This window comes from Priestia megaterium (assembly GCF_041941685.1).
Lineage (GTDB): Bacteria > Bacillota > Bacilli > Bacillales > Bacillaceae_H > Priestia > Priestia megaterium_C.
The window spans coordinates 3,299,984-3,319,980 of sequence record NZ_CP130958.1 but is presented as its reverse complement, the minus strand read 5'-3'; the positions used below and the strand labels follow the sequence as shown (position 1 = coordinate 3,319,980).

At 39.4% G+C, this 19,997-nt stretch carries 20 protein-coding genes, 1 other RNA gene and 1 pseudogene; 15 read left to right on the top strand and 7 right to left on the bottom strand.

Annotated features, from left to right (window positions below):
* Positions 1-180: 180 nt before the first annotated feature.
* Together Q5794_RS17475 and Q5794_RS17470 are read left to right on the top strand one after the other, a co-directional pair.
* Positions 181-955, top strand: a pseudogene (locus Q5794_RS17475) (SDR family oxidoreductase).
* Positions 956-1,098: 143 nt separating this feature from the next.
* Positions 1,099-2,088 carry a DUF4003 family protein gene (locus Q5794_RS17470; protein WP_374988218.1) on the top strand — a complete coding sequence of 330 codons (990 nt, stop codon included), beginning with the start codon at positions 1,099-1,101 and terminating at the stop codon, positions 2,086-2,088.
* A gap of 318 nt (positions 2,089-2,406) precedes the next feature.
* On the opposite strand, the gene Q5794_RS17465 is transcribed toward Q5794_RS17470, so the two are convergent.
* From Q5794_RS17465 to Q5794_RS17455, 3 genes are all read right to left on the bottom strand, one after another.
* Positions 2,407-3,168, bottom strand: coding sequence for an MBL fold metallo-hydrolase (locus Q5794_RS17465; RefSeq protein ID WP_374988217.1), 762 nt, complete (start codon positions 3,166-3,168; stop codon positions 2,407-2,409).
* Between the two features lie 144 nt (positions 3,169-3,312).
* Positions 3,313-4,893: a histidine kinase N-terminal 7TM domain-containing protein gene (locus Q5794_RS17460; protein ID WP_374988216.1), complete on the bottom strand. Its 1,581-nt coding sequence runs from the start codon at positions 4,891-4,893 to the stop codon at positions 3,313-3,315.
* Between the two features lie 294 nt (positions 4,894-5,187).
* Positions 5,188-6,006, bottom strand: coding sequence for a histidinol-phosphatase (locus tag Q5794_RS17455; protein WP_374988215.1), 819 nt, complete (start codon positions 6,004-6,006; stop codon positions 5,188-5,190).
* Between the two features lie 250 nt (positions 6,007-6,256).
* Between Q5794_RS17455 and rnpB the strand changes: the two genes are divergently transcribed.
* The 4 genes from rnpB (at position 6,257) to Q5794_RS17435 (ending at position 8,501) form a co-directional block, all read left to right on the top strand.
* Positions 6,257-6,645: RNase P RNA component class B (gene rnpB, locus Q5794_RS17450), an RNA gene on the top strand.
* 223 nt (positions 6,646-6,868) lie between these two features.
* On the top strand, positions 6,869-7,009 hold the full coding sequence (locus Q5794_RS17445) for a VOC family protein (RefSeq protein ID WP_374988214.1): 141 nt from the start codon (positions 6,869-6,871) through the stop codon (positions 7,007-7,009).
* Complete coding sequence (locus Q5794_RS17440) at positions 6,999-7,259, top strand: VOC family protein (RefSeq protein WP_374988213.1); 261 nt, start codon at positions 6,999-7,001, stop codon at positions 7,257-7,259. The genes Q5794_RS17445 and Q5794_RS17440 overlap by 11 nt, the downstream gene beginning before the upstream one ends.
* A gap of 357 nt (positions 7,260-7,616) precedes the next feature.
* Complete coding sequence (locus Q5794_RS17435; RefSeq protein WP_374988212.1) at positions 7,617-8,501, top strand: LysR family transcriptional regulator; 885 nt, start codon at positions 7,617-7,619, stop codon at positions 8,499-8,501.
* Positions 8,502-8,533: 32 nt separating this feature from the next.
* Here Q5794_RS17435 and Q5794_RS17430 read toward each other — a convergent pair whose 3' ends face one another.
* On the bottom strand, positions 8,534-9,091 hold the full coding sequence (locus Q5794_RS17430; RefSeq protein WP_214986096.1) for a MerR family transcriptional regulator: 558 nt from the start codon (positions 9,089-9,091) through the stop codon (positions 8,534-8,536).
* 349 nt (positions 9,092-9,440) lie between these two features.
* Here Q5794_RS17430 and Q5794_RS17425 point away from each other — a divergent pair, with 349 nt between their 5' ends.
* Complete coding sequence (locus Q5794_RS17425) at positions 9,441-9,755, top strand: MGMT family protein (RefSeq protein WP_374988211.1); 315 nt, start codon at positions 9,441-9,443, stop codon at positions 9,753-9,755.
* Between the two features lie 316 nt (positions 9,756-10,071).
* Here the strand turns inward: Q5794_RS17425 and Q5794_RS17420 are convergent, their stop codons facing one another.
* Entirely contained in the window at positions 10,072-10,689 is a 618-nt protein-coding gene (locus Q5794_RS17420) for a LysE family translocator (protein ID WP_374988210.1), read from the bottom strand.
* A 136-nt stretch (positions 10,690-10,825) separates the two neighbouring features.
* On the opposite strand from Q5794_RS17420, the gene Q5794_RS17415 reads away from it, so the two are divergent.
* The 5 genes from Q5794_RS17415 to Q5794_RS17395 all read left to right on the top strand — a co-directional run bounded on the left by Q5794_RS17415 (position 10,826) and on the right by Q5794_RS17395 (position 14,827).
* Positions 10,826-11,371 (top strand): cupin domain-containing protein, encoded by a 546-nt coding sequence (locus tag Q5794_RS17415; RefSeq protein ID WP_374988209.1) that lies wholly within the window; start codon positions 10,826-10,828, stop codon positions 11,369-11,371.
* 170 nt (positions 11,372-11,541) lie between these two features.
* The gene (gene bla / locus Q5794_RS17410) at positions 11,542-12,474 is read left to right on the top strand and encodes a class A beta-lactamase (RefSeq protein WP_374988208.1); all 933 of its coding nucleotides are present in this window, start codon (positions 11,542-11,544) and stop codon (positions 12,472-12,474) included.
* 98 nt (positions 12,475-12,572) lie between these two features.
* Positions 12,573-12,836, top strand: a complete 264-nt coding sequence (locus tag Q5794_RS17405) for an excalibur calcium-binding domain-containing protein (protein WP_192994488.1) — start codon at positions 12,573-12,575, stop codon at positions 12,834-12,836.
* A gap of 242 nt (positions 12,837-13,078) precedes the next feature.
* Positions 13,079-14,476 (top strand): NCS1 family transporter, encoded by a 1,398-nt coding sequence (locus Q5794_RS17400; RefSeq protein WP_374988207.1) that lies wholly within the window; start codon positions 13,079-13,081, stop codon positions 14,474-14,476.
* Positions 14,477-14,677: 201 nt separating this feature from the next.
* Positions 14,678-14,827, top strand: a complete 150-nt coding sequence (locus Q5794_RS17395) for a hypothetical protein (protein ID WP_013058052.1) — start codon at positions 14,678-14,680, stop codon at positions 14,825-14,827.
* Positions 14,828-14,908: 81 nt separating this feature from the next.
* Here the strand turns inward: Q5794_RS17395 and bglA are convergent, their stop codons facing one another.
* Both bglA and Q5794_RS17385 read right to left on the bottom strand, forming a co-directional pair.
* Positions 14,909-16,348, bottom strand: coding sequence for a 6-phospho-beta-glucosidase BglA (gene bglA, locus Q5794_RS17390; RefSeq protein ID WP_164795865.1), 1,440 nt, complete (start codon positions 16,346-16,348; stop codon positions 14,909-14,911).
* A 13-nt stretch (positions 16,349-16,361) separates the two neighbouring features.
* Positions 16,362-18,245: a beta-glucoside-specific PTS transporter subunit IIABC gene (locus tag Q5794_RS17385; protein ID WP_374988206.1), complete on the bottom strand. Its 1,884-nt coding sequence runs from the start codon at positions 18,243-18,245 to the stop codon at positions 16,362-16,364.
* Positions 18,246-18,413: 168 nt separating this feature from the next.
* Here Q5794_RS17385 and Q5794_RS17380 point away from each other — a divergent pair, with 168 nt between their 5' ends.
* The 3 genes from Q5794_RS17380 (at position 18,414) to Q5794_RS17370 (ending at position 19,993) form a co-directional block, all read left to right on the top strand.
* The gene (locus tag Q5794_RS17380; protein WP_214986086.1) at positions 18,414-19,124 is read left to right on the top strand and encodes a GntR family transcriptional regulator; all 711 of its coding nucleotides are present in this window, start codon (positions 18,414-18,416) and stop codon (positions 19,122-19,124) included.
* Positions 19,125-19,294: 170 nt separating this feature from the next.
* Complete coding sequence (locus Q5794_RS17375; protein WP_226897387.1) at positions 19,295-19,477, top strand: hypothetical protein; 183 nt, start codon at positions 19,295-19,297, stop codon at positions 19,475-19,477.
* Between the two features lie 24 nt (positions 19,478-19,501).
* Positions 19,502-19,993 carry a GNAT family N-acetyltransferase gene (locus tag Q5794_RS17370; RefSeq protein ID WP_214986081.1) on the top strand — a complete coding sequence of 164 codons (492 nt, stop codon included), beginning with the start codon at positions 19,502-19,504 and terminating at the stop codon, positions 19,991-19,993.
* Positions 19,994-19,997: the final 4 nt, after the last annotated feature.

The window sequence follows — 19,997 nt, the reverse complement described above, 5'->3', positions numbered from 1 at the left end:
CCCTTGGTTACTATAAGTAACTAAAAGAAACAAAAGTGAATTTGCTGTTTTTCAAATGAATGACAGTTTGAGAAAGAAGAGATAGAGAAACGCTTATTCTTTTTTTAAAACCTAAACTGTATTTGTAATTAGTACAGTATAGCAAGGCATATCACATAGAAAAAGTAGGAGGACTTCAAGATGTATACAGATTTAAAAGATAAAGTAGTAGTTGTAACAGGGGGTTCAAAAGGAATAGGTCGCGCAATGGCCGTTCGTTTTGGTCAAGAGCAGTCAAAAGTGGTTGTAAACTACCGCAGCAATGAAGAGGAAGCGCTAGAAGTAAAAAAAGAAATTGAACAAGCTGGCGGTCAAGCAATTGTTGTTCGAGGTGACGTAACAAAAGAAGAAGACGTTGTGAACCTTGTAGAGACAGCTGTTAAAGAATTCGGCACATTAGACGTAATGGTTAATAATGCTGGTGTTGAAAACCCGGTTCCTTCTCATGAATTATCATTAGAAAACTGGAATCAAGTCATCGATACAAACTTAACAGGCGCGTTTTTAGGAAGCCGCGAAGCGATTAAATATTTTGTTGAAAATAACATTAAAGGAAATGTTATCAACATGTCCAGCGTTCACGAAATGATTCCTTGGCCACTATGCAGCAAGTAAAGGCGGTATGAAACTAATGACGGAAACATTGGCTCTTGAATATGCGCCAAAAGGTATCCGCGTGAATAACATTGGACCTGGTGCAATCGATACGCCAATCAACGCTGAAAAATTCGCAGATCCAGAGCAGCGTGCAGACGTAGAAAGCATGATTCCAATGGGTTACATCGGCAACCCGGAAGAAATCGCATCAGTTGCGGCATTCTTAGCATCATCACAAGCAAGCTACGTAACAGGTATTACACTATTTGCTGATGGCGGTATGACAAAATATCCTTCTTTCCAAGCGGGTAGAGGTTAATAGGTAGAACTGAAGGAAAAAGACCTCGGAATATTCCGGGGTCTTTTTTGTATCTTATAAATGCATCAGGTATTTACCGAATATTGAAACTTTTATTAAAGTGCTACGTATATAAGCTAACGACAAATAAAGGACGTGTTGATATGCTACCGGAAACGATTCAACAAAAAGTAGATCAGTATAGAGGTTTTTATATCAGCTTAAAAAACGAGCTAAAATGGAAAGTGGCAGATCCCAAGCAGTTTATGGCTATCGCTTCTATGTATGCAGTGAAAGGCAAATCGCTCAAGCTTCCACAGTATATACAGTTAAGTGACTATATTAAGAATCAAGTAGGAATGTTTTCTACATTAAAATCATCACAGCGGTTTACGATCGCAGCCATGCTAGATACCAGCTATGAGAATCCAAAAGAAACGTTTCATGAATTTCTGGATGTATATGATCAATTAGTACAAGGCGGGTTTACTAGAGGCCCATTTACGTATATCGCGGCTTCCGCTATGCTGTCGAATGAGTCGAGTCGAAGTCATAAAGAAATGGTTCGAAGTTCAATAGAAATTTATCAAGGCATGAAAAAAAAGCATCTCTTCCTCACATCAAGCGGTGATGTACCTCTTGCCGTTTTATTAGCTGAAACGAGCGAGTCTGTTGACGATTTGATGCATGAAATTGAACACTTTTATACCACATTGGGGCAGCATGGATTTAAAAAAGGAAATGACCTTCAATTTTTAAGTCATATTCTCGCAATCGATAAAAACTTACATGGGGATACCCTTATTGAAAGGTGCCTAGCAGTAAAAGAAATCTGTGAATCGGCAGGTATGAAAGTAAAAGCAATGCATTACCCATTCATTGGCTTATTAGCACTGTTTGAAAAACCGGAAGCTGAAATTGAAATTATCCATGAAGCGGTAAAGCAGCTGAATGCAGATAAACTTTTTAAGTGGCAGAAAGACATCAATGTTATGCTGGCGGTTAATCTGGTTATCAGTGAAAAGCTAAAGGATTCTAGACTGGTCGAAACAGGCATCTATACAACGATTGAAACCGTTATTCAAGCCCAGCAAGCGGCTATACTAGCGGTTATTGCGAGCACTTCAGCGGTTGCTACTACGACTACTACTTGATAAATGAAACGGTTATAAAAAGAGGCTGGGGCAAAAGTATGTTAGTTGAAGGGTGACCTGAACGATGAATCGGTCGAATTTTTTTATTGGTAGAGGGAAGGTAGGTTTACTCAATTTAGTTACTTCTAGCTGTTGATTGGAGGGCAAGGCGAAGACTCCTGCGGGAAAAGCGGAAAGGGATGAGACCCCGCAGGAGCGCAAGCGGAAAGCGAAGCCTTGCACGGAAATCAACAGCGGTGTCATAAGCGAGCGATCCATGCGATCTCATTTGTCTGTCTTTAGATTGGAATGATTTTTTTATGTCTTAATCCCTTTTACTTATAGAGTATAAACCTCGCCATCATCTGGAACAAAGACGCGGGACGCCATATCTTTTTCGTTGATAAAGCTTTTTAACTCTTCTCTTGATAACGTCCAGTGATTTGCAGCTTCCATATGGACAGAAACAATCGTAGCATGAGGGGCCGCTTTAAAAACTTGGTAAATATCTTCTTTCCCCATCACAAGAGAACCGCCTTCTAAAAACTGATTATCGCCGCCGTTTACGACAATGACATCCGGTTTATGTGTGTTGATTTCTTTTCCAACAGCAGGGTACCATACCGTATCTCCAGCTACATAAAGCGTTTTTTCACTCTTATGTTTAAAAACAACACCGCATACTAAACCAGTACGCTTTAAAATTTCTCCTCTTCCGTGTTCGCCTTTTGTTTTGATTAATTGGATGCCTTGAAAGACTGTATTCTTTGTGAGTGCTTCTACATTTTTAAAACCAGCTTCTTTTACTACTGCGGTATCTTCTTCATTTTGAACGAATATTTTGATGTCTTTTGGCAAAGCCTGCTTAGCCGCATCGTCAAAATGGTCTAAATGGAGGTGAGTGACAATAACCGCATCTACACCATCAATAATCTCTTCAACGGATATCGGTAAGTTCACTAAAGGGTTGTTTTGATCTTGTCTGATCGAATTTGGGAAAGGAGGGTAAGTGTCTTTTTCCGCTAACATAGGATCAATTAAAAACGTTTTTCTTCCGTATTCAACAATTAGAGTAGCGTTACGAATATGTGTAATCTTCATCTGTATCTCTCCTTTTTTTGATCTACGTATAGTTTATAGGATAATCTACTCGCAAATACATAGGTAAAATCAAGTCTTTTAACACTTTCACTTGATAAATGAAAGAATAGTAGTCAAAAGCAAAAAGAACCGAAACAGTGCTGTTTAGGTTCTTTTTAGGATTTCTTTTATCTCTTTATATCTCCGTACTTGGTTGCGTCCATGTTGTTTGGCAGCGTACAGGGCGATATCTGCTTTATTCAACAGCTCATCTAACGTTTCATTTTCTTGTTTTTCCGCTTGTGCTACTCCAAGACTTAGCGTAACAGAAATGGTTTCTTCATTAATCAGTAAGGGCTGAGTCTCGACGTGACGGCGAATTTGGTCAGCAAGCGTTTCGCCTTCGGATAAAGTATAGCCCTTTAGCGCGAGTACAAATTCTTCACCGCCGTACCGAGCAAAAAGGGCTCCTTGCGGTAATACGGACTGGCAGGCTTTTACGACATGTACAAGCACCTGATCGCCGGTATAATGACCATACGTATCGTTCACTTTTTTAAAATAATCAATATCAAGTAAAAGAAGTGTGAAAGAAGATGCGGACTTTTTTGCTTCATCGAATGCTTGCTTGCTGTGCTGAAAAAATGCTCTGCGATTATAAATTTGCGTCAGCTCATCGTAATAAGCTTGATTTTCAAGCTTTAGCTGAAGTCTTTTTAGCTCCGTGATATCCGTAAAAATAAGCAGCAAGCCGGGACTGTTGTTAGCATACTGCAAAGGAGAGGTGCGAACTTGATACGTATACTGAGATTGATCCCCAGAAAAAAGCTGCAGCTCTTGACTGCTGTTTTTATTTTCTAATGTAAAAGGAAACGAACTGCCTGATAACGTTAACCAAATATCAGCAAAACGTTTTCCGAACATCGCTTTTTTTAGCTGCGGAAACATGTTTTTAGACGCTAGGTTAAATTCAATTAGCCTGTAGGATTCATCAAGTACGATAACACCGTCATTAATACTGTTAAATATGGCGTCTTTCGCAACGGGCATGACCGTAAACATACGCGATGAGTTAATGGACCATAAATATAAAAAAGAAGAAACCCATAAAACCATCGGAACTGGATCAATTCCCTGCGGCGTAAAGCCCATTAAATAGACAAAAGCTGTGACGATAGGGACTAATTGCCCGACCATTAATGCAATTAACTGCAGGCGGTAAGCTTTGGCTGCTTCTTTCCAGCGGTAAACGGCGAGCAAAAAAGCAACGAACATAGACGAAAAGATGAACATGCCGTGAATCGTGTACCATGGTCCAATTTCTTGATGAACGTAAGGAGCACCTAAAACTGGGTCAATTTCAAACACTCGGTAATGAAGGTGATGCCAGTCATTTGTTGCGACCATAATCAAACTAATAAACGGAATGATAAAAAGTGCAAAAATATGTTTTTTCCTCACCTTTATGCCGACATACTGCATAACAAACAGCAGTCCTGCAGGAGGTGAAAAAGGCATGCCCACGTATTGAATAACGGTCCAAAATTTCATTTCCACGAGGTTAACGGATAGTAAGCTAAATGCCGCACCAATACAATAAACGGCGGTGAATCCCGTATGAAGAATAAATAAATGCGCAATGTTAGCGTAGTGGTGACGCTTAATAAATACGTAAAAACATAAGTATAGATTAAGAACACCGGACGTGCAGATAAGCGTTATATAAGCTGTTAAATCTAAATTCACAATTGTATCCCTCATTAAGAAAGCATTTTTAGTTAAATGTAGCACAGTTGAAATAAAATGTGGATATTTTATGTAGGAAATTAGTAGTGTTGGAGATAGTAGAGGGACTATAAGGATAGGTCAGGATGATGAAAAAATGGTGCCTAAACAACAAGTAATTGAAACGAACGGAGAAGATTTATCTTCATCTCCAAAAGTCAAAGTTTCTCAGTAAAAAACACATGCCTGAAAACACGCGGTGTTCCTTCATCTGCGTGTTTTCAGGCTTATTTTTATTGTGAGTCTATTTAAATTTTACAAAGGTGCCACCTGCATTTTTTTCTGTCTAAAAAAGACCCAATCTGTAAAGCCTATTTCTTTAAGACGCTTTTTTACTAGTTCAAAGTCGTCGCCAATGCGCTCCGGGTCATGAGCATCAGAACCAAATGTAATGTTTACCCCGTAGTGCAGGGCTCTTTCTAAAATATCATCTGCAGGATACCAGCCTCCGCAGTCTTTGGTTTTACCTGATGTATTCACTTCTATGGCAATGTCATGTGCTGAAATCACTTTTAGCGTCTGATCAATTACAGCTGTCTCGATAGAAGAAAAAGAGGGATAGAATCCTTTCATGGCATCAATATGGCCAAGAATTTGAAACATTCTGCTCCGGGCGGACTCTTCGATCAGCTGATAATACGTTTCTTTCGTGCGCTGCTTTTCTTGCTGAGAAAGTCCTTCCCAGCGCGTTTTATGAAAGATGCTGATTTCATCAACTTGGTGGACAGAGCCGATTATGTAGTCAAACGGATATTTTTCATAATGGCTACGATATATCGCCGCATGCTCTGGGAAGAAATCAGACTCCACACCTAACAGCACTTCAATTTTTTCTTTATATTCTTCTTTTAGTTTCAAAATCTCAGCTACATATCCGGAAAATGCGCTTTTTCCCATCGCAATGTGAGGATACGGCTGATCTTCTTCGCTCGCAAAATAAGGAGAATGATCCGAAATTCCAATGATATCAAGGCCTTTATCAATAGATGCCTCTATATAATCTCGAATCGTACCGCGAGCATGTCCGCATCGGTCGTGATGGGTATGAAAATCAAATTTTAACTCAGTGTTCATGTATCATCACCTCTGTTATCTTTTTATGTAGTTTATAGAATAATTCTATAAAGAAACAACGTATTCCCCTGTAGAAATGGATTAAGAGAATATTTCTTAGGCTTACTGGTGTTTCATCTACTAAAAAGATTGTACAGAAACAAGTTATTTTATTTAATTTGCTGCAAAAATTGAAATGGAATCCATACCAAAAGTTACATTTGATTCGGCAAGCTAAAACGCATATACTACTCATAGACGATCTGAAATAACGTTCAGGTAATCGCTGCATCATTTGATGTAGAGGAAAGTCCATGCTCGCACGGTGCTGAGATGCCCGTAGTGTTCGTGCCTAGTGAAAAAATAAGCTAGGGCAGCTTGGCTTATAGCTTAGCTGACGGCGGGAAAAACCACCTAAGTCCTCGGATATGGTCGAGTATCCCTGAAAGTGCCACAGTGACGAAGCTTTGCTGGAAACAGCAAAGGTGGAACGCGGTAAACCCCACGAGCGAGAAACCCAAACAATGGTAGGGGAACTGTCTCTAAGGAATCAAACCGAGAGACGGACGGTTACATGTGTAATCGTAGATAGATGATTACCGCCTGAGTACGAGAGTGAAATCGTTTGCAGTACAAAGGTACAAAACATGGCTTATCGAACGTTGTTGAACAGAGACTGACTATAAAATACGTAACCAAAACAAACCAATGAGGTTTGTTTTTTTATTTGTTATTTTTCAAATCATAGCGCAGCTGCATTGATAGAGTGCTTGAATTTTCCTAACCATAGTATGAGAATTCAAGGTATATGGAAATACATATTGCCTAAATTGCGGTATAGTTTACTTGTACTTACTAAATACGGGAAAAGGGAGGAATATTCATGATTAAGAAAATGGAACATACAGCAATTATTGTTGGAGATATGGATGAAACGATTCACTACTACGGAGATATGTTTGGCTTTAAAGTTCGCCTTCAAGGCTCTACCGAAAAAAAGAGAGATGGCTTTTTTGTATCTTGAAGAACAGCTGGGTATCGAAATTGAGCTTATTCGAGATATTGATCCGATTGGCGAATACAACAAAAGCGGGATTGTGAACCACCTTGCGTTTACGGTAGAGGATATAAATAAGGCGATTCAACATTATAAGAGCAAAGGAATTGAATTTTTATCATCTGAGCCTCAGCCAACACTTGAAGGCGGCCGTATGATTTTATTTCACGGACCTAATGATGAACTGCTGCAGTTAGTAGAACGGGTTAAACTTTAAAAAGTTTACTTTAAGAGGTACATACAAGAAAAAATGTGTTTTACATTCTCAAAAAAGACCTTTCTTTGATTGCGATAGAAAGGTCTTTTTGATGTGAATTTACTACGATATCTTAGTTAGCTTTTTAATAACTTTCCTTACGTTTCATGACAAATTCTTCTTTCTGCTAAAAAATGATGAGTATAAAATTTTATAAGTGCCGTATACAGCAATCGTCAAGATGAATTAAAAACTTCCTCGAGTATGTTTCCATTTTTTATCGTAACACCCGCTATTTATAATGTATAATTCATTATAATTACATTTTCCATGTATCTGTGTAATGAATGAAGTAGCTTGATAAGGAGATGGTACAAAGTGGAATGGCAGCAGTTTAAATATTTTCAAACGCTAGCACGTACGCAGCATATGACGCGAGCAGCAGAAGAGCTGTTAATTACGCAGCCTGCGCTCAGTCGTTCAATTGCTCGTTTTGAAGAGGAAGTAGGAGCGCCTCTATTTGACCGGCAAGGACGTTCCATTCAATTAAATCAATATGGTAAAGTTTTTTTAAAGCGTGTAGATAACATAATGAAAGAATTTGATCAAGGACAAGAGGAAATTCAAGCGCTGCTAGATCCTGAAAAAGGGCAGGTGTCACTTGGATTTTTACATACGCTCAGCACAGATTTGATTCCAGATTTAATCGCGTCATTTCGCAGCTTATATCCTAAGGTTAATTTTCAACTGAGGCAAAGCCCTTCTCACGTTCTTCTTGAGCAGCTGCAGCTGGGCGAACTGGATCTTTGTTTGATTGCGCCTATGGAAGAGAAATCGGTCATCAAGTGGCAGCATCTTTGGAGTGAAGAGCTGTTTGTGATCGTACCGAAAAATCACCGGTATGCTGATCGTGAACGTATCCCGCTAGAAGAAATTGCTGAAGAATCATTTATTCACTTAAAAGAAGGTTTTTCTCTTCGTCTTACGTTTGAGCAGTTATTTGAAGAGACAGGGGTAAAGCCTCACATCATGTTTGAAGGAGAAGAAGCTGATACCGTAGCGGGACTTGTAGGAGCCGGCTTAGGAATTTCTATCCTTCCAGATTTACATGGAATCGATCAAAGTAAAATAGTGAAAATCCCATTAGCTAAAGCCAACTGCCACCGAGTAATTGGACTAGCATGGATTGAAGGAAGATATCTATCACCGGCTGTTAAACAGTTTAGAAACTTTGTTTTACATAAATTTAATGACCAGAAATAAAGGAGTTTCGTAGCCTAGACTTGTTTACAAACTTAGTTCTTTTTTCGTTGGAATAATCGTTTTAAAATCGATCTCTTTTTACCTACTACGCTGCTTTCTTTTGAAGCTTCTACTAATTCTGAAATGGCCTGCTGTTCACGCAAGCTTTTACGCAAAGATTGAATAAGCTGCTTATCTTTTTCCTGAAGAATTTGTTTTGTATCAGGCTCTTGTTGGGGTGAAGGCTGTACCGGCTGTTCGGGAGATGTCGGCTGCTGGTCGTCGGCCTCGGGCTGGTCAGCTGCTTCTGCTGTGTTCTCTGTGTCCTCTTTGTCTTCGGCTTCTTCTATAGACACGGCAGCTTGATCCTCGCTTGTAGTTAAAGAGAATTCTTTTTGCAGCGCTTCATTGATTTCTTCTGCTTGACAGCCCTCATCATAAAGCTGCTTAATTTTCAGTAAAACGGTCGCAGCCGCAGCTTCATATTGTTTTGGTCGATGATCTTCTTTTTGTATAAAGAAATATTGGAATTTATCTATATATCTTCTAATCGTTGAAGTAGGAATACTCGTTTCTTCAGATAACTCTTTTACACTAAGCCATTTTGTCATTTTCTCACCACTTTTTAAATGATTACTTATTCGTCAGCATCAATTTGAATTTGTACTAGTATCTACTGTTTATCTTATCATGTAACGCTTCTACGTACCTTGCTGTGTTGGTTTCTGTAACGTTTTTATAATCACAGTGTCATAAATGAGGTATAAGCTGCCACTCGCACAAAGATTTGTTAGTTGAAGAATAGGAAATAATCAGTAAGCATTTGTTTGGAGTATGTTGAACAATGATGAGCGTACTTCTTATTATTATCTTATAATGTTGCTGAAGAAAAATCGAGTGATTACTTCAATGTTTAATGATTATGGTAATGTTGTACTAAAGAATAAAAGGAGGGGCAGCATGAGTTTTACAGAACGAGCAGTAGCACTTATTAAACAAATACCATCCGGGAAAGTAATGACATACGGACAAATTGCCGGCCTGGCTGGTAGTCCGCGAGGTGCAAGGCAAGTTGTACGAGTACTGCATTCGATGAGTAAGAAACATAATCTCCCCTGGCACAGAGTCATTAATTCTAAAGGAGAAATTGGGTTTAAAGACGAAGGAATGTACGTTGTTCAAAAACTTTCACTCGAAGCGGAAGGAATACTCGTTTCTTCGGATGGAAAGCTTGATCTTAAAGTCTATCTCTATGAACCTGACGTGTATAAATGACGAAACAGAATGAGACAGAACGAAACCAATTTCATCTAAAGGCTAACAAATGAGATAAAGGAGCTGAACTGCTTGTGACACCGCTATTAAATTCCGTGCAAGACTTCGCTTTCCGCGGGCGGTCGGTGAGCCTCCTCGTCGCTTGCGCTCCTGCGGGGTCTCACGATTTCCGCTTTTCCCGCAGGAGTCTTCGTCTTGCCCTCCAATTAATAGCTAGAAGCACTTACATTTACCCTGCCAATGAAAAATCCGAACGAGTTTGATTCTCCATCAAGAATCAAACTCGTTCGGAACTTCCTTCAACTAACATATTTTCTTATTTATGTTTTTCAAAAGCCAGCTTTAATCCAAAACCGATTAAAACGACTCCTGTTGCTTTATCCATAAAGCGCTGAACGCTAGGTGTTGTGAGCCATTTTCGTAAATAGTTAATAAAAAAGACGAATACGAAAAACCACGTGATAGCAAGGATCGTGTATGTTATTCCCATAAGAAGTAATTGAAGCGTTACATTTTGATCACTTTGAACAAATTGAGGTAAAAAAGTTAAGAAAAACACAGCTACTTTTGGGTTAAGAACGTTTGAGACAAGGCCTTGACGAAAAGCGGATGTTTCTTTTGACTGCTCCTCTTTTATAGGAGAAACTGTATCGGTTTTTTTAGAAAGAAAAGCAGAGATTCCTAAGTACATTAAGTACAGGGCTCCTGCATATTTTACGATTTCAAATGCCAGAGCTGACTGAAGGAGAAGAGCAGATAAACCAAACGCGGCGGCGAATGTATGAACTAAAGAGCCGCTCGCTAAGCCTAATGCCATTTTATAGCCGCCCGTTTGTCCATCTGCCATCGTTCGTTTGGTAATAAGAGCAGTATCAATACCAGGACTCATAATAACAAATAATGTGAGAATCAAAAAAGTGAAGATGTCGTTCATTTTTTCTTCCTCCATACTGTGATAGTATTAAAATATATTTTATTTATTAAATATAATTTAACATAAGTAGTGCCGTTTATTAAGTTTAATTTAATAAAATTAAATGTGATTAAACATCTTTTACGGAGGAATCATCATGGAAAACATAGATATTGGAAAAAAAGTAGAGAAATTTCGAAAAGCAAAGGGGCTAAGCAGTCGGGAATTAGCCAAATTAGCGGAGATTACGCCGTCTATGTTAAGTCAAATTGAACGGGGATTAGCTAATCCGTCCATCTCAACGCTTAAAATTTTAGCTAAATGCCTCGATGTTCCTACTTTCAGCTTTTTACTTGAAGAAATAAACACCTCTCATTTAGTCGTGCGGGCGAACGAGCGTAAAACGATGAAAGTAAAAGAGTTAACGTATTCGCTAGTATCACCAGACTTTACGGGAAATCTAGCTACAGCGATCATGGAAGTACCGCCGATGAAGTCTTCATCAGAATCTCCTTTAGCGCATAAAGGGGAGGAAGTGGCATATGTCTTAGAAGGAAAAATTAAGGTGTCTTTGGAAGAGGAAGTATACGTGCTAGAAAAAGGAGACAGCGTCAAAATCCCTTCGCATCTGAAGCACAAATGGGACAATCCGTTTGAGGAGAAAGCGGCGATTTTATTCTCAGTTACGCCGCCTGTTTTTTAAAATACTTACGGTTTTCATACTGCTCATCTTCAGTGTTAGACACTTTTATTATATAAATGTGATAAAGCTATCATGTTTTTGGGGATAAACAATTGATAAAATAGCATTGTTGGTAATCTCTACTTAAGAGAATACATACTAAATACTTTTTTGAAAGGTGTTGAAGGGTAATGAAGACATGGAAAGAGATGTTTCGTACTTCAAAGCTTAAAAAAATGATGCCTGTACTCGCTCTGTCGTGCGCGGCGGCTGTAAGCTTTTCAAGCAGCGAGGTGCATGCTGAAACGGTAAAATGTCACAGACAAGAAACTAAGAGTGATCGAGAGTTTGCTAAGCTTGAAGAAAAATATGATGCGAATCTTGGCGTTTTTGCATTAGATACGGGTACCAATAAAACGGTAACGTATCATCCGGATGAGCGTTTTGCTTATGCGTCTACTCATAAAGCTCTTGCTGTCGGTGCACTTTTACAGCAGAAGTCAATCGAAGATCTCAACGAACGAATCTTTTATACGCGCGATGACCTTGTAAACTATAATCCCATTACAGAAAAACACGTGGATACAGGCATGACTCTTCGAGAACTCGCGGATGCATCGCTTCGCTACAGCGACAATACGGCAGGGAACTTAATTCTGCAGCAGCTGGACGGACCGGATGGATTTAAAGAAGCTTTAGAAAAAATAGGAGACGATGTGACGCTGCCTGAGCGCTTTGAACCGGATTTAAATGAAGTGAATCCAGGAGAAACCCACGATACAAGTACACCGAGAGCGCTCGCTACAAGTCTTCAAACGTATGTACTTGGACAGGCACTTCCTGAAAACAAACGTGCACTTTTAACAGATTGGATGAAGCGAAACACAACAGGGGATGCGTTAATACGAGCGGGCGTGCCGAAAAGCTGGGAAGTAGCCGATAAGACAGGCGCAGGCTCATACGCGACGCGAAATGATATTGCTATCCTTTGGCCGCCAAAAGGAGATCCAATTATTCTTGCGATCCTCTCCAATCGTACGGAAAAAGATGCGAAGTATAATGATAAACTGATTGCAGAAGCGGCTAAACAAGCGGTGAAGACTCTTAAAGTTACTCGCAAATAAAATTGGATAATAGTAGTTTAAATGTAAAAAAAAGATTGAAAAGATTGATAGAACATTCTATTATTAATTAGAAAAAATATAGGAAGGAAGTATCCATTATGAAAAAGATTTTTCCAGTTGTTCTATCTTTCGGTTTATTAACGAGCGTATCTTTTAGCACAGTTTCAAACGTAGATGCGGCAGCTAAATCTTACAAAAACTGCACGGAATTAAACAAAGACTACAAAGGCGGCGTTGCTCGTGCGGCTAATGTGAAAAATAAAGGCGGCAAAACAAAGTACAAACCGTATGTGTCAAAATCACTGTATGATGCCAATACAAAGCTAGATCGAGATAAAGACTATATCGCCTGTGAAAAATAAATACTAGCTGACTCATCCAAGCGCTTATAGTAAGCGCTTGGATTTTTTATTACTATCAACTTCTGTATGTTGCGAGCCGAGGTCAAAAATTAGTCAAATCGCACAAAAAAATATCAGAAAATTCACATAAATAATAATGAACTTACGGCAAAATTCATATACACTATGTACATGTTAAGTTAACTTACATCTAATGTTAGAAATAAGAGTGGGAATATTATAAAAAAGGAGTTGGTTGTATAGTGTCTACAAATGCAACAAGTACTGTTATAGAAGAGGTGCATTCTCATCAAGATGCAGGTCTTGATCCGTCACTGAAGCCAAAAGCGGAAAGTGATCGAAAGCTAACTCCGATGTCCTATATGTTTATGTGGATTGGAGACGGCGTTAATTTAGGAAATATGACGCTTGGCGCAAGCTTAGTAGTAGCAGGTACTGCGGTATTAAATCTTTTTCAAACGTTTGTGGCAGCGATTATTGCCATTGGTATTATTTCTACTTTTTTTGTGTTAAATGATCGAATTGGCTATAAGACGGGTATACCGTATGTGATGCAGCTTCGAATGTCTTTTGGAATAAAAGGTTCCGTCATATCGTCTCTTTTACGAGGTATTCCAGCTATCATTTGGTATGGTTTCCAAAGCTGGACAGGCGGTACCGCTTTAAACGAAATCGGGAAAATTGTGAGCAAAGGGTCTTTTGATAATCTTATTCTTTGCTTTATTATCATTCAGCTGCTGCAAATTGTGCTTTCTCTGTACAGCTTCCACGCGGTTAAATGGGTAGAGATGCTTGCTTCAATCATCATATTGCTTGGCCTCGTTTACGTATTTGGTGTTCTTTTAACTTCTCATAGTGAGGTAGTAGGGGAGAAGTGGGTACATACAAAAGGTTCATGGGGACTTCCGTTCTTTTCTTTCATTATGATGTTTATGGGAAATTATGCGGCGATTTTTCTAAGCGCAGCCGATTACTCTAGAGAACTGAAGCTAGGAATTAGCGACACAAAGCGTGGGTTCTTATACTTTACACCAATTCTAGTAGCCTACGGATTCGTTCTTACAATCGGAGCAATGCTTGCTTCTGCTACGGGCATATCCAATCCTGTCAAAGCGTTCGCGGTTGTAGTGGATAATTCATATATTACCGTCGCTGTATCAGCTTTTATTGTGATTGGCGTGATTGCCGTAAACATGGTGGCAAATATTATTCCGCCTACGTATGTCATTACCATGCTGACAAAAGCAAATTATAAAGTAGCCGTTACCATTACCGGACTGCTTGCTTTCTGTTCATTCCCTTGGGTGCTTGTTCAAGATTCGTCAGCTGCAGGACTTGGGCTGTTCATTTTGATTTACTCTGCTTTTTTAGGGCCGATTGTTTCTATTTTATTGGTCGATTACTATATTTTACGGAAACAAAGAGTAAACGTAGAAGAATTGTATCAAGAAGAAGGACCGTTTTCCGGCTACAATCCGTGCGCCATGCTTGCGATGCTCATCGGTGCAGGTGCTGCGTTTATCGAAGTCGATTTAGGCTGGATTATAGGAGTTGTAGTCGCAGGAATCTCTTATATTCTTTTAACGAAATTTGCTTTTAAACATTCAAAATTTAAAAAAGGAACCATCTTTGAACAATAATATTAAATAGATCAAAGCCTTTGCTTGCCGCAAAGGCTTCTTGTTTGTTTTCTATAGCGTCAGATTAAAACTCTTTGTCTAGTTCCCAAAAGAAGTGGGTAAAGTAAAGAAGAGAAAAAAGTTACCTCTATTATGAGTGGCTTTTAACAGGAGCGCATCTAATGTATCGCATCAATCTTATTTTAAAGGAGAGGGCAGAGTATGTATGAATTTAGAGTGTATACTCTTCGAGATGGAAGCGAAAAGGTAATCAAAACGCTGAAACATGAATCGTTTGCGGATGAAATTCAACGAGCGGGAATTAAGCAAACAGAAATTGCTCAAACGCAGCTAGTAGATAAACCGAGATAACGTATTTGCCTTTATTTTTACACGTTTTAAAAAAGCCGGATTCCTATGTCTTTACGCAGGAGTCCGGCTTTTTCTAATTTCTTATAGTTCTTCACCATTTGTTTCAATTACATGTTTATACCAGTTAAAGGAATCTTTTTTATAGCGCTTCATTGATCCGTTTCCTTCGTTGTCACGGTCGACATAAATCATGCCGTATCGCTTTTTCATTTCGCCTGTTGTAAAGGAAACAATATCAATAATTCCCCACGGCGTGTAGCCCATTAAATCAACACCATCGTACGTCACAGCTTTTTCTAACGCTTCGATGTGCGATTTTAAATATTCAATTCGTGATGCGTCATGAATGGATCCGTCTTCTTCAACTGTATCGATAGCGCCAAATCCGTTTTCTACGATGAACAGCGGAATTTGATAGCGGTCATAGAAGCGGTTTAACGTATAGCGCAAGCCCGTTGGATCAATTGACCAGCCCCAATCGCTTGATTTGATATAAGGATTTGCTACGCCGTTTGGCAATCCGCCGTTTACGATATCGCCCGTGTTGTCAGCTTCAACGTCGCTTTTAACCGTTGTAGACATGTAATAGCTGAAGCCTAAATAATCAACTTTTCCGTTTCGTAAAATTTCTTCGTCGCCTTCTTCAAACGGAATATGATAGCCTTCTCGTTCGAATTCTTTTAACGCATAGCTTGGATAATAGCCGCGAACTTGAACGTCAGGGAAGAAGTAGCGCTGTCTCATTGTTTCTTCTGCTAACATCACATCTTCAGGATTTGAAGAATACGGATAAATTGGCACGTGTGACACCATTGCTCCGATTTGGAAATTTGGATTAATTTCTTTTCCTTTTGATACGGCAAGAGCGCTTGCAAGCAGTTCATGATGTCCCGCTTGATACATCACTTCTTTTGCATTTTCACCCGGTTTTACAGAAACGCCGGAGTTCGTCCATAAGAATAGAGGGTTGTTCACGTCCATTTTGTTGTTAATTTCATTAAACGTCATCCAGTACGTCACTTTGTCTTTATAGCGGTCGAAACAAACCTCAGCGAACTTCACAAAGCAATCTACCGTTTTTCGGCTTCTAAATCCGCCGTATTCTCGAGCTAAATGCAGAGGCATTTCAAAGTGAGACAGCGTAATAACCGGTTCGATTCCGTGCTTTAACAGTTCATCAAATACATCGTCGTAGAATTTTAGTCCTTCTTCGTTTGGCTCAGCTTCATCGCCTTTAGGGAAAATACGGCTCCAGCCAATAGAAGTTCGCAAGCATTTTAAGCCCATTTCTGCAAACAGCGCGATATCTTCTTTGTAGCGGTGATAAAAATCAATTGCTTCGTGATTCGGATAAAATTTATCATCTTCCACTGTTTCAGTGATTTGTCGCGGTACACCGTGCGCACCTGCAGTCATAACGTCTACTACGCTCGGTCCTTTTCCGCCTTGGTTCCATCCACCTTCAAATTGATGAGCTGCTAATGCGCCGCCCCATAAGAAATTCTTTGGCATTTTTGTCATTGTTAGTTCCCCCTTATTTCACTACGGTAAATAATGTTTGATTCAGCCCGCTATTTTCAACATCTTCAACGATCACTTCTCGATAAGCGCTTGAATTGGTGATAATAACCGGCGTGATCGTTTGTAATCCCTGTGTTTCAATAAATTCTTTATCAAATTCAATCAGTAAATCACCTTTTTTAAACTTTACACCGTCTTCTACGTGCAGTGTAAACGGCTTGCCGTCTAATGTAACGGTATCTAATCCAATATGAACAAGCAGCTCAACGCCATATTCTGAACGAAGGCCGATGGCGTGCTTCGTTGGTGCTACCATGACTACCGTTCCGTCAAAAGGTGCATAAAGCTTATTATCCGAAGGATCAATTGCTAATCCTTGTCCCATCGCACCCGAGCTGAATACTTCGTCTGGTACGCTAGAAAGAGGGATAACTTTCCCGCTAAACGGCGCGCTGATGGTTTCTTCATTTTCGGTCGGATTGCTTACAGCGACTTCGTTTAAAGGGGAAGTAGCTGCTTCTTTTGCTGCATCTTCTCCGTAACCAAATACTTGAATAAGCACAACGGGAAGAATGATTGCAATGGCACATCCAATTAAAATGCCCCAGATCGACATCGGGTAGTCTTGACTGATCCCGTTTACAATGGTCAGAGGTCCGGGCAATCCTGCGTAAGCAAAGTAGTAAGGATGAAAGAAGCTTGCTACAACAGCACCAATAGCACCTGAAATGCATCCAAAGATAAACGGCTTTTTAAAACGTAAGTTTACGCCGTAAATGGCAGGTTCGGTAATACCGAATAATCCTGTTATCCCAGCGGAAACGCTCACTTTGCGTGCTTCTTGGCTTTTTGCTTTTAAAATAACTCCAAGTACCGCTCCGACTTGAGCTACCACGGCAATTGTTTGATACGCTTGAAACGAATCTCTGCCGTTTAAGTCAAAATTAGCAAGTACCATCGGCGTAATTCCCCAGTGTACCCCGAAGATAACAACAATTTGCCAGAACCCGCCAATGATTGCTCCGGCCAAAGCAGGTACGTTTTCAGCTAAAAAGTTATAGCCATGAGCGATTCCATTAGCGCCCATCGTGGTAACAGGACCAATAAGCAAAATTGTTACTGGAACCATAATTACCATACATAAAAACGGAACAAACAGCGGTCTAACTACTTCATGAATGCTCTTATTTAGGAACCTTTCAAGATAAGACAAAATCCATACTAAAAATAAAGGCGGTAAAACAGAAGAAGTATAGACCGTTTCGGATAAGGGAAGACCTAAAAACGTAATGCTGCTTCCGTCGGCAATTTTGGCTGCCATTTCTGCCCATGTTGGACTCACTAATGCAGCACAGCAAGCCACTGCGATGTAGGTGTTAGTTTTAAAATGCTTGGATGCTGTGATGGCGATAAATATAGGTAAAAAAACAAACGGTGCCCATGAAATAAAGCTTAATACTTGATATGCGCCCGTTTTTGCAAAGCTATCCGAAAACAAATTAATTAGTATTAACGAACCCTGTAAAATTCCTGCTGCTGCCAGGATGTATACAAACGGCGCAAACACCGCTGACATCGTAGCAATCACACGGTTTAAAATCGTGCCTTTGTTTTCAGTTTGCTCCTCAGTGGTATCCAAGTTTACTAAACTAGCAAACTCTTCATAAACGTCTCCTACATGCTGTCCAATAACAACTTGAAACTGTCCGCTGTTTTCAACAACTGTAATAACACCAGGCATAGAAGCCACCTTGCGTTTGGCTTCTGGCTTTGAGCGCTTTAACACAATTCGCAGTCTCGTAGCGCAGCGTGTAGCGCTTACGATATTTTCTTCGCCGCCTACCGCATCTAAAATGTCTGCTGCAAGTTTGTGATAATCTCTGATTTTCCCTCCCATATGTTCAACCCCCTTGTTGAGTATACGCTTTCAGTATAATTGTATCGGTACAATTTATCAATACCTAAATAAAATAATAATCATTAAATAATTTAAGTTTATGGCATGGAGTTAGATTATGGTATAATCGTGTTATTCTTGAGACAAATTCAGTAAAGAGGTATAGCTATGATCAAATACCAACAAATTGCAATTGAAATTGAAACCTATATTGAAGAACACAAGCTTCAGCAAGGAGAAAAGCTGCCTGTATTAGAAACCCTGATGGCGCAGTTTGAGGCAAGCAAAAGTACCGTAACAAAAGCCTTAGATCTGCTAGAGAAAAAAGGCGTGGTTTTTCAAGTGAGAGGAAGCGGCATTTTTGTCCGTCGCCATAAACGAACAGGCTATATTGGCTTGCTTTCTAATCAAGGATTTACGAGTGAACTTGAAGATTTTCAGTTAACGTCGGAAGTGATTGAGTTAGATGTACGAAAGCCGACGCAAGAAGCCGCGTTAAATTTAAACATAGAAGAAAATAGTGACGTCTATTATGTAAAAAGAGTACGGTATATTAACGGCCAGACGCTTTGTCTAGAAGAATCATTTTATAATAAATCTATCGTTACATACTTAAATAACGAAATTGTTTCAGAGTCTATTTTTCATTATATTAAAGAAGCGCTTGGCTTAAAAATCGGGTTTTCTGATCTATATCTTCACATCGACAAGCTGAACGTAGAAGAAGCAAAGTACCTAGGGTTAAAAGAAGGCGATCCTAAGTTATTTATTGAAACGCTTTTCCACTTAGCTAATGGACAGCCGTTTGACTTTTCAAAAGTAACGTACAACTACGAGCAGTCTCAGTTCTTTTTACAAGCAACAAGTCACGTTTTATAAAAAAAGCGTCCGTCTCTCAATTAGTCAGGAACGAGAGGCAGGCACTTTTTCTTCATTTTTCGAATGGAAATGTGAAAAAGATAAACATTGTAATAAATAGGAAATTAATATGCGATAAAATGGTTACAAGGTTTATCGAGATAGGGAAAAGAGGTGCTAAGTTGAAAAAGATGCTGAGTTATCTTATTCCGATGCTTTTTATGTTTGGTTTGCTTTCTATGAATTTATTTCAGCCGACTAAAGGAGATTTTATTGGTGTGGGCGTGATATCCATTCTTGCAGGTGCTGTGATTGGTTTTGCAGTTAACATAGGCTGTACAATATCAAAGTTAGTTAAAAATGAATTGGAGTAATCTTATTCGGGGCGGTGGAGTATTTTGAGTGAAAGTATCATTATTAAGCCATATGCTAGCAAGTATCAACAAGAAGTAGTAGATTTAATTCTTCATATTCAGCAGCAAGAATATCAAATTCCAATAACTGAGAAAGATCAGCCCGATTTATTTAAAATCGAAAGCTTTTATCAACAGGGAAAGGGAAACTTTTGGGTGGCTGTTTGCAACGAAAGAGTAGTAGGAAGCGTAGCTTTAATAGACATTGGCAGTCGTCAAATAGCGTTACGGAAAATGTTTGTAGCAAAGCCATATAGAGGAGCAAACTTCAAAACTGCTCACCGGTTATTGCATACAGCCATCGCGTGGGCAAAAGAGAGAGAAGTGGAAAGAATATACTTAGGAACCACCTTGCAATATAGGGCTGCTCATCGCTTTTATGAGAAAAATGGATTTCAACATATAGAGAAAGAAAAGCTGCCTGCGAATTTCCCGGTGATGAACGTAGATAAAAAGTTTTATACATATAAGGTATAAAGTA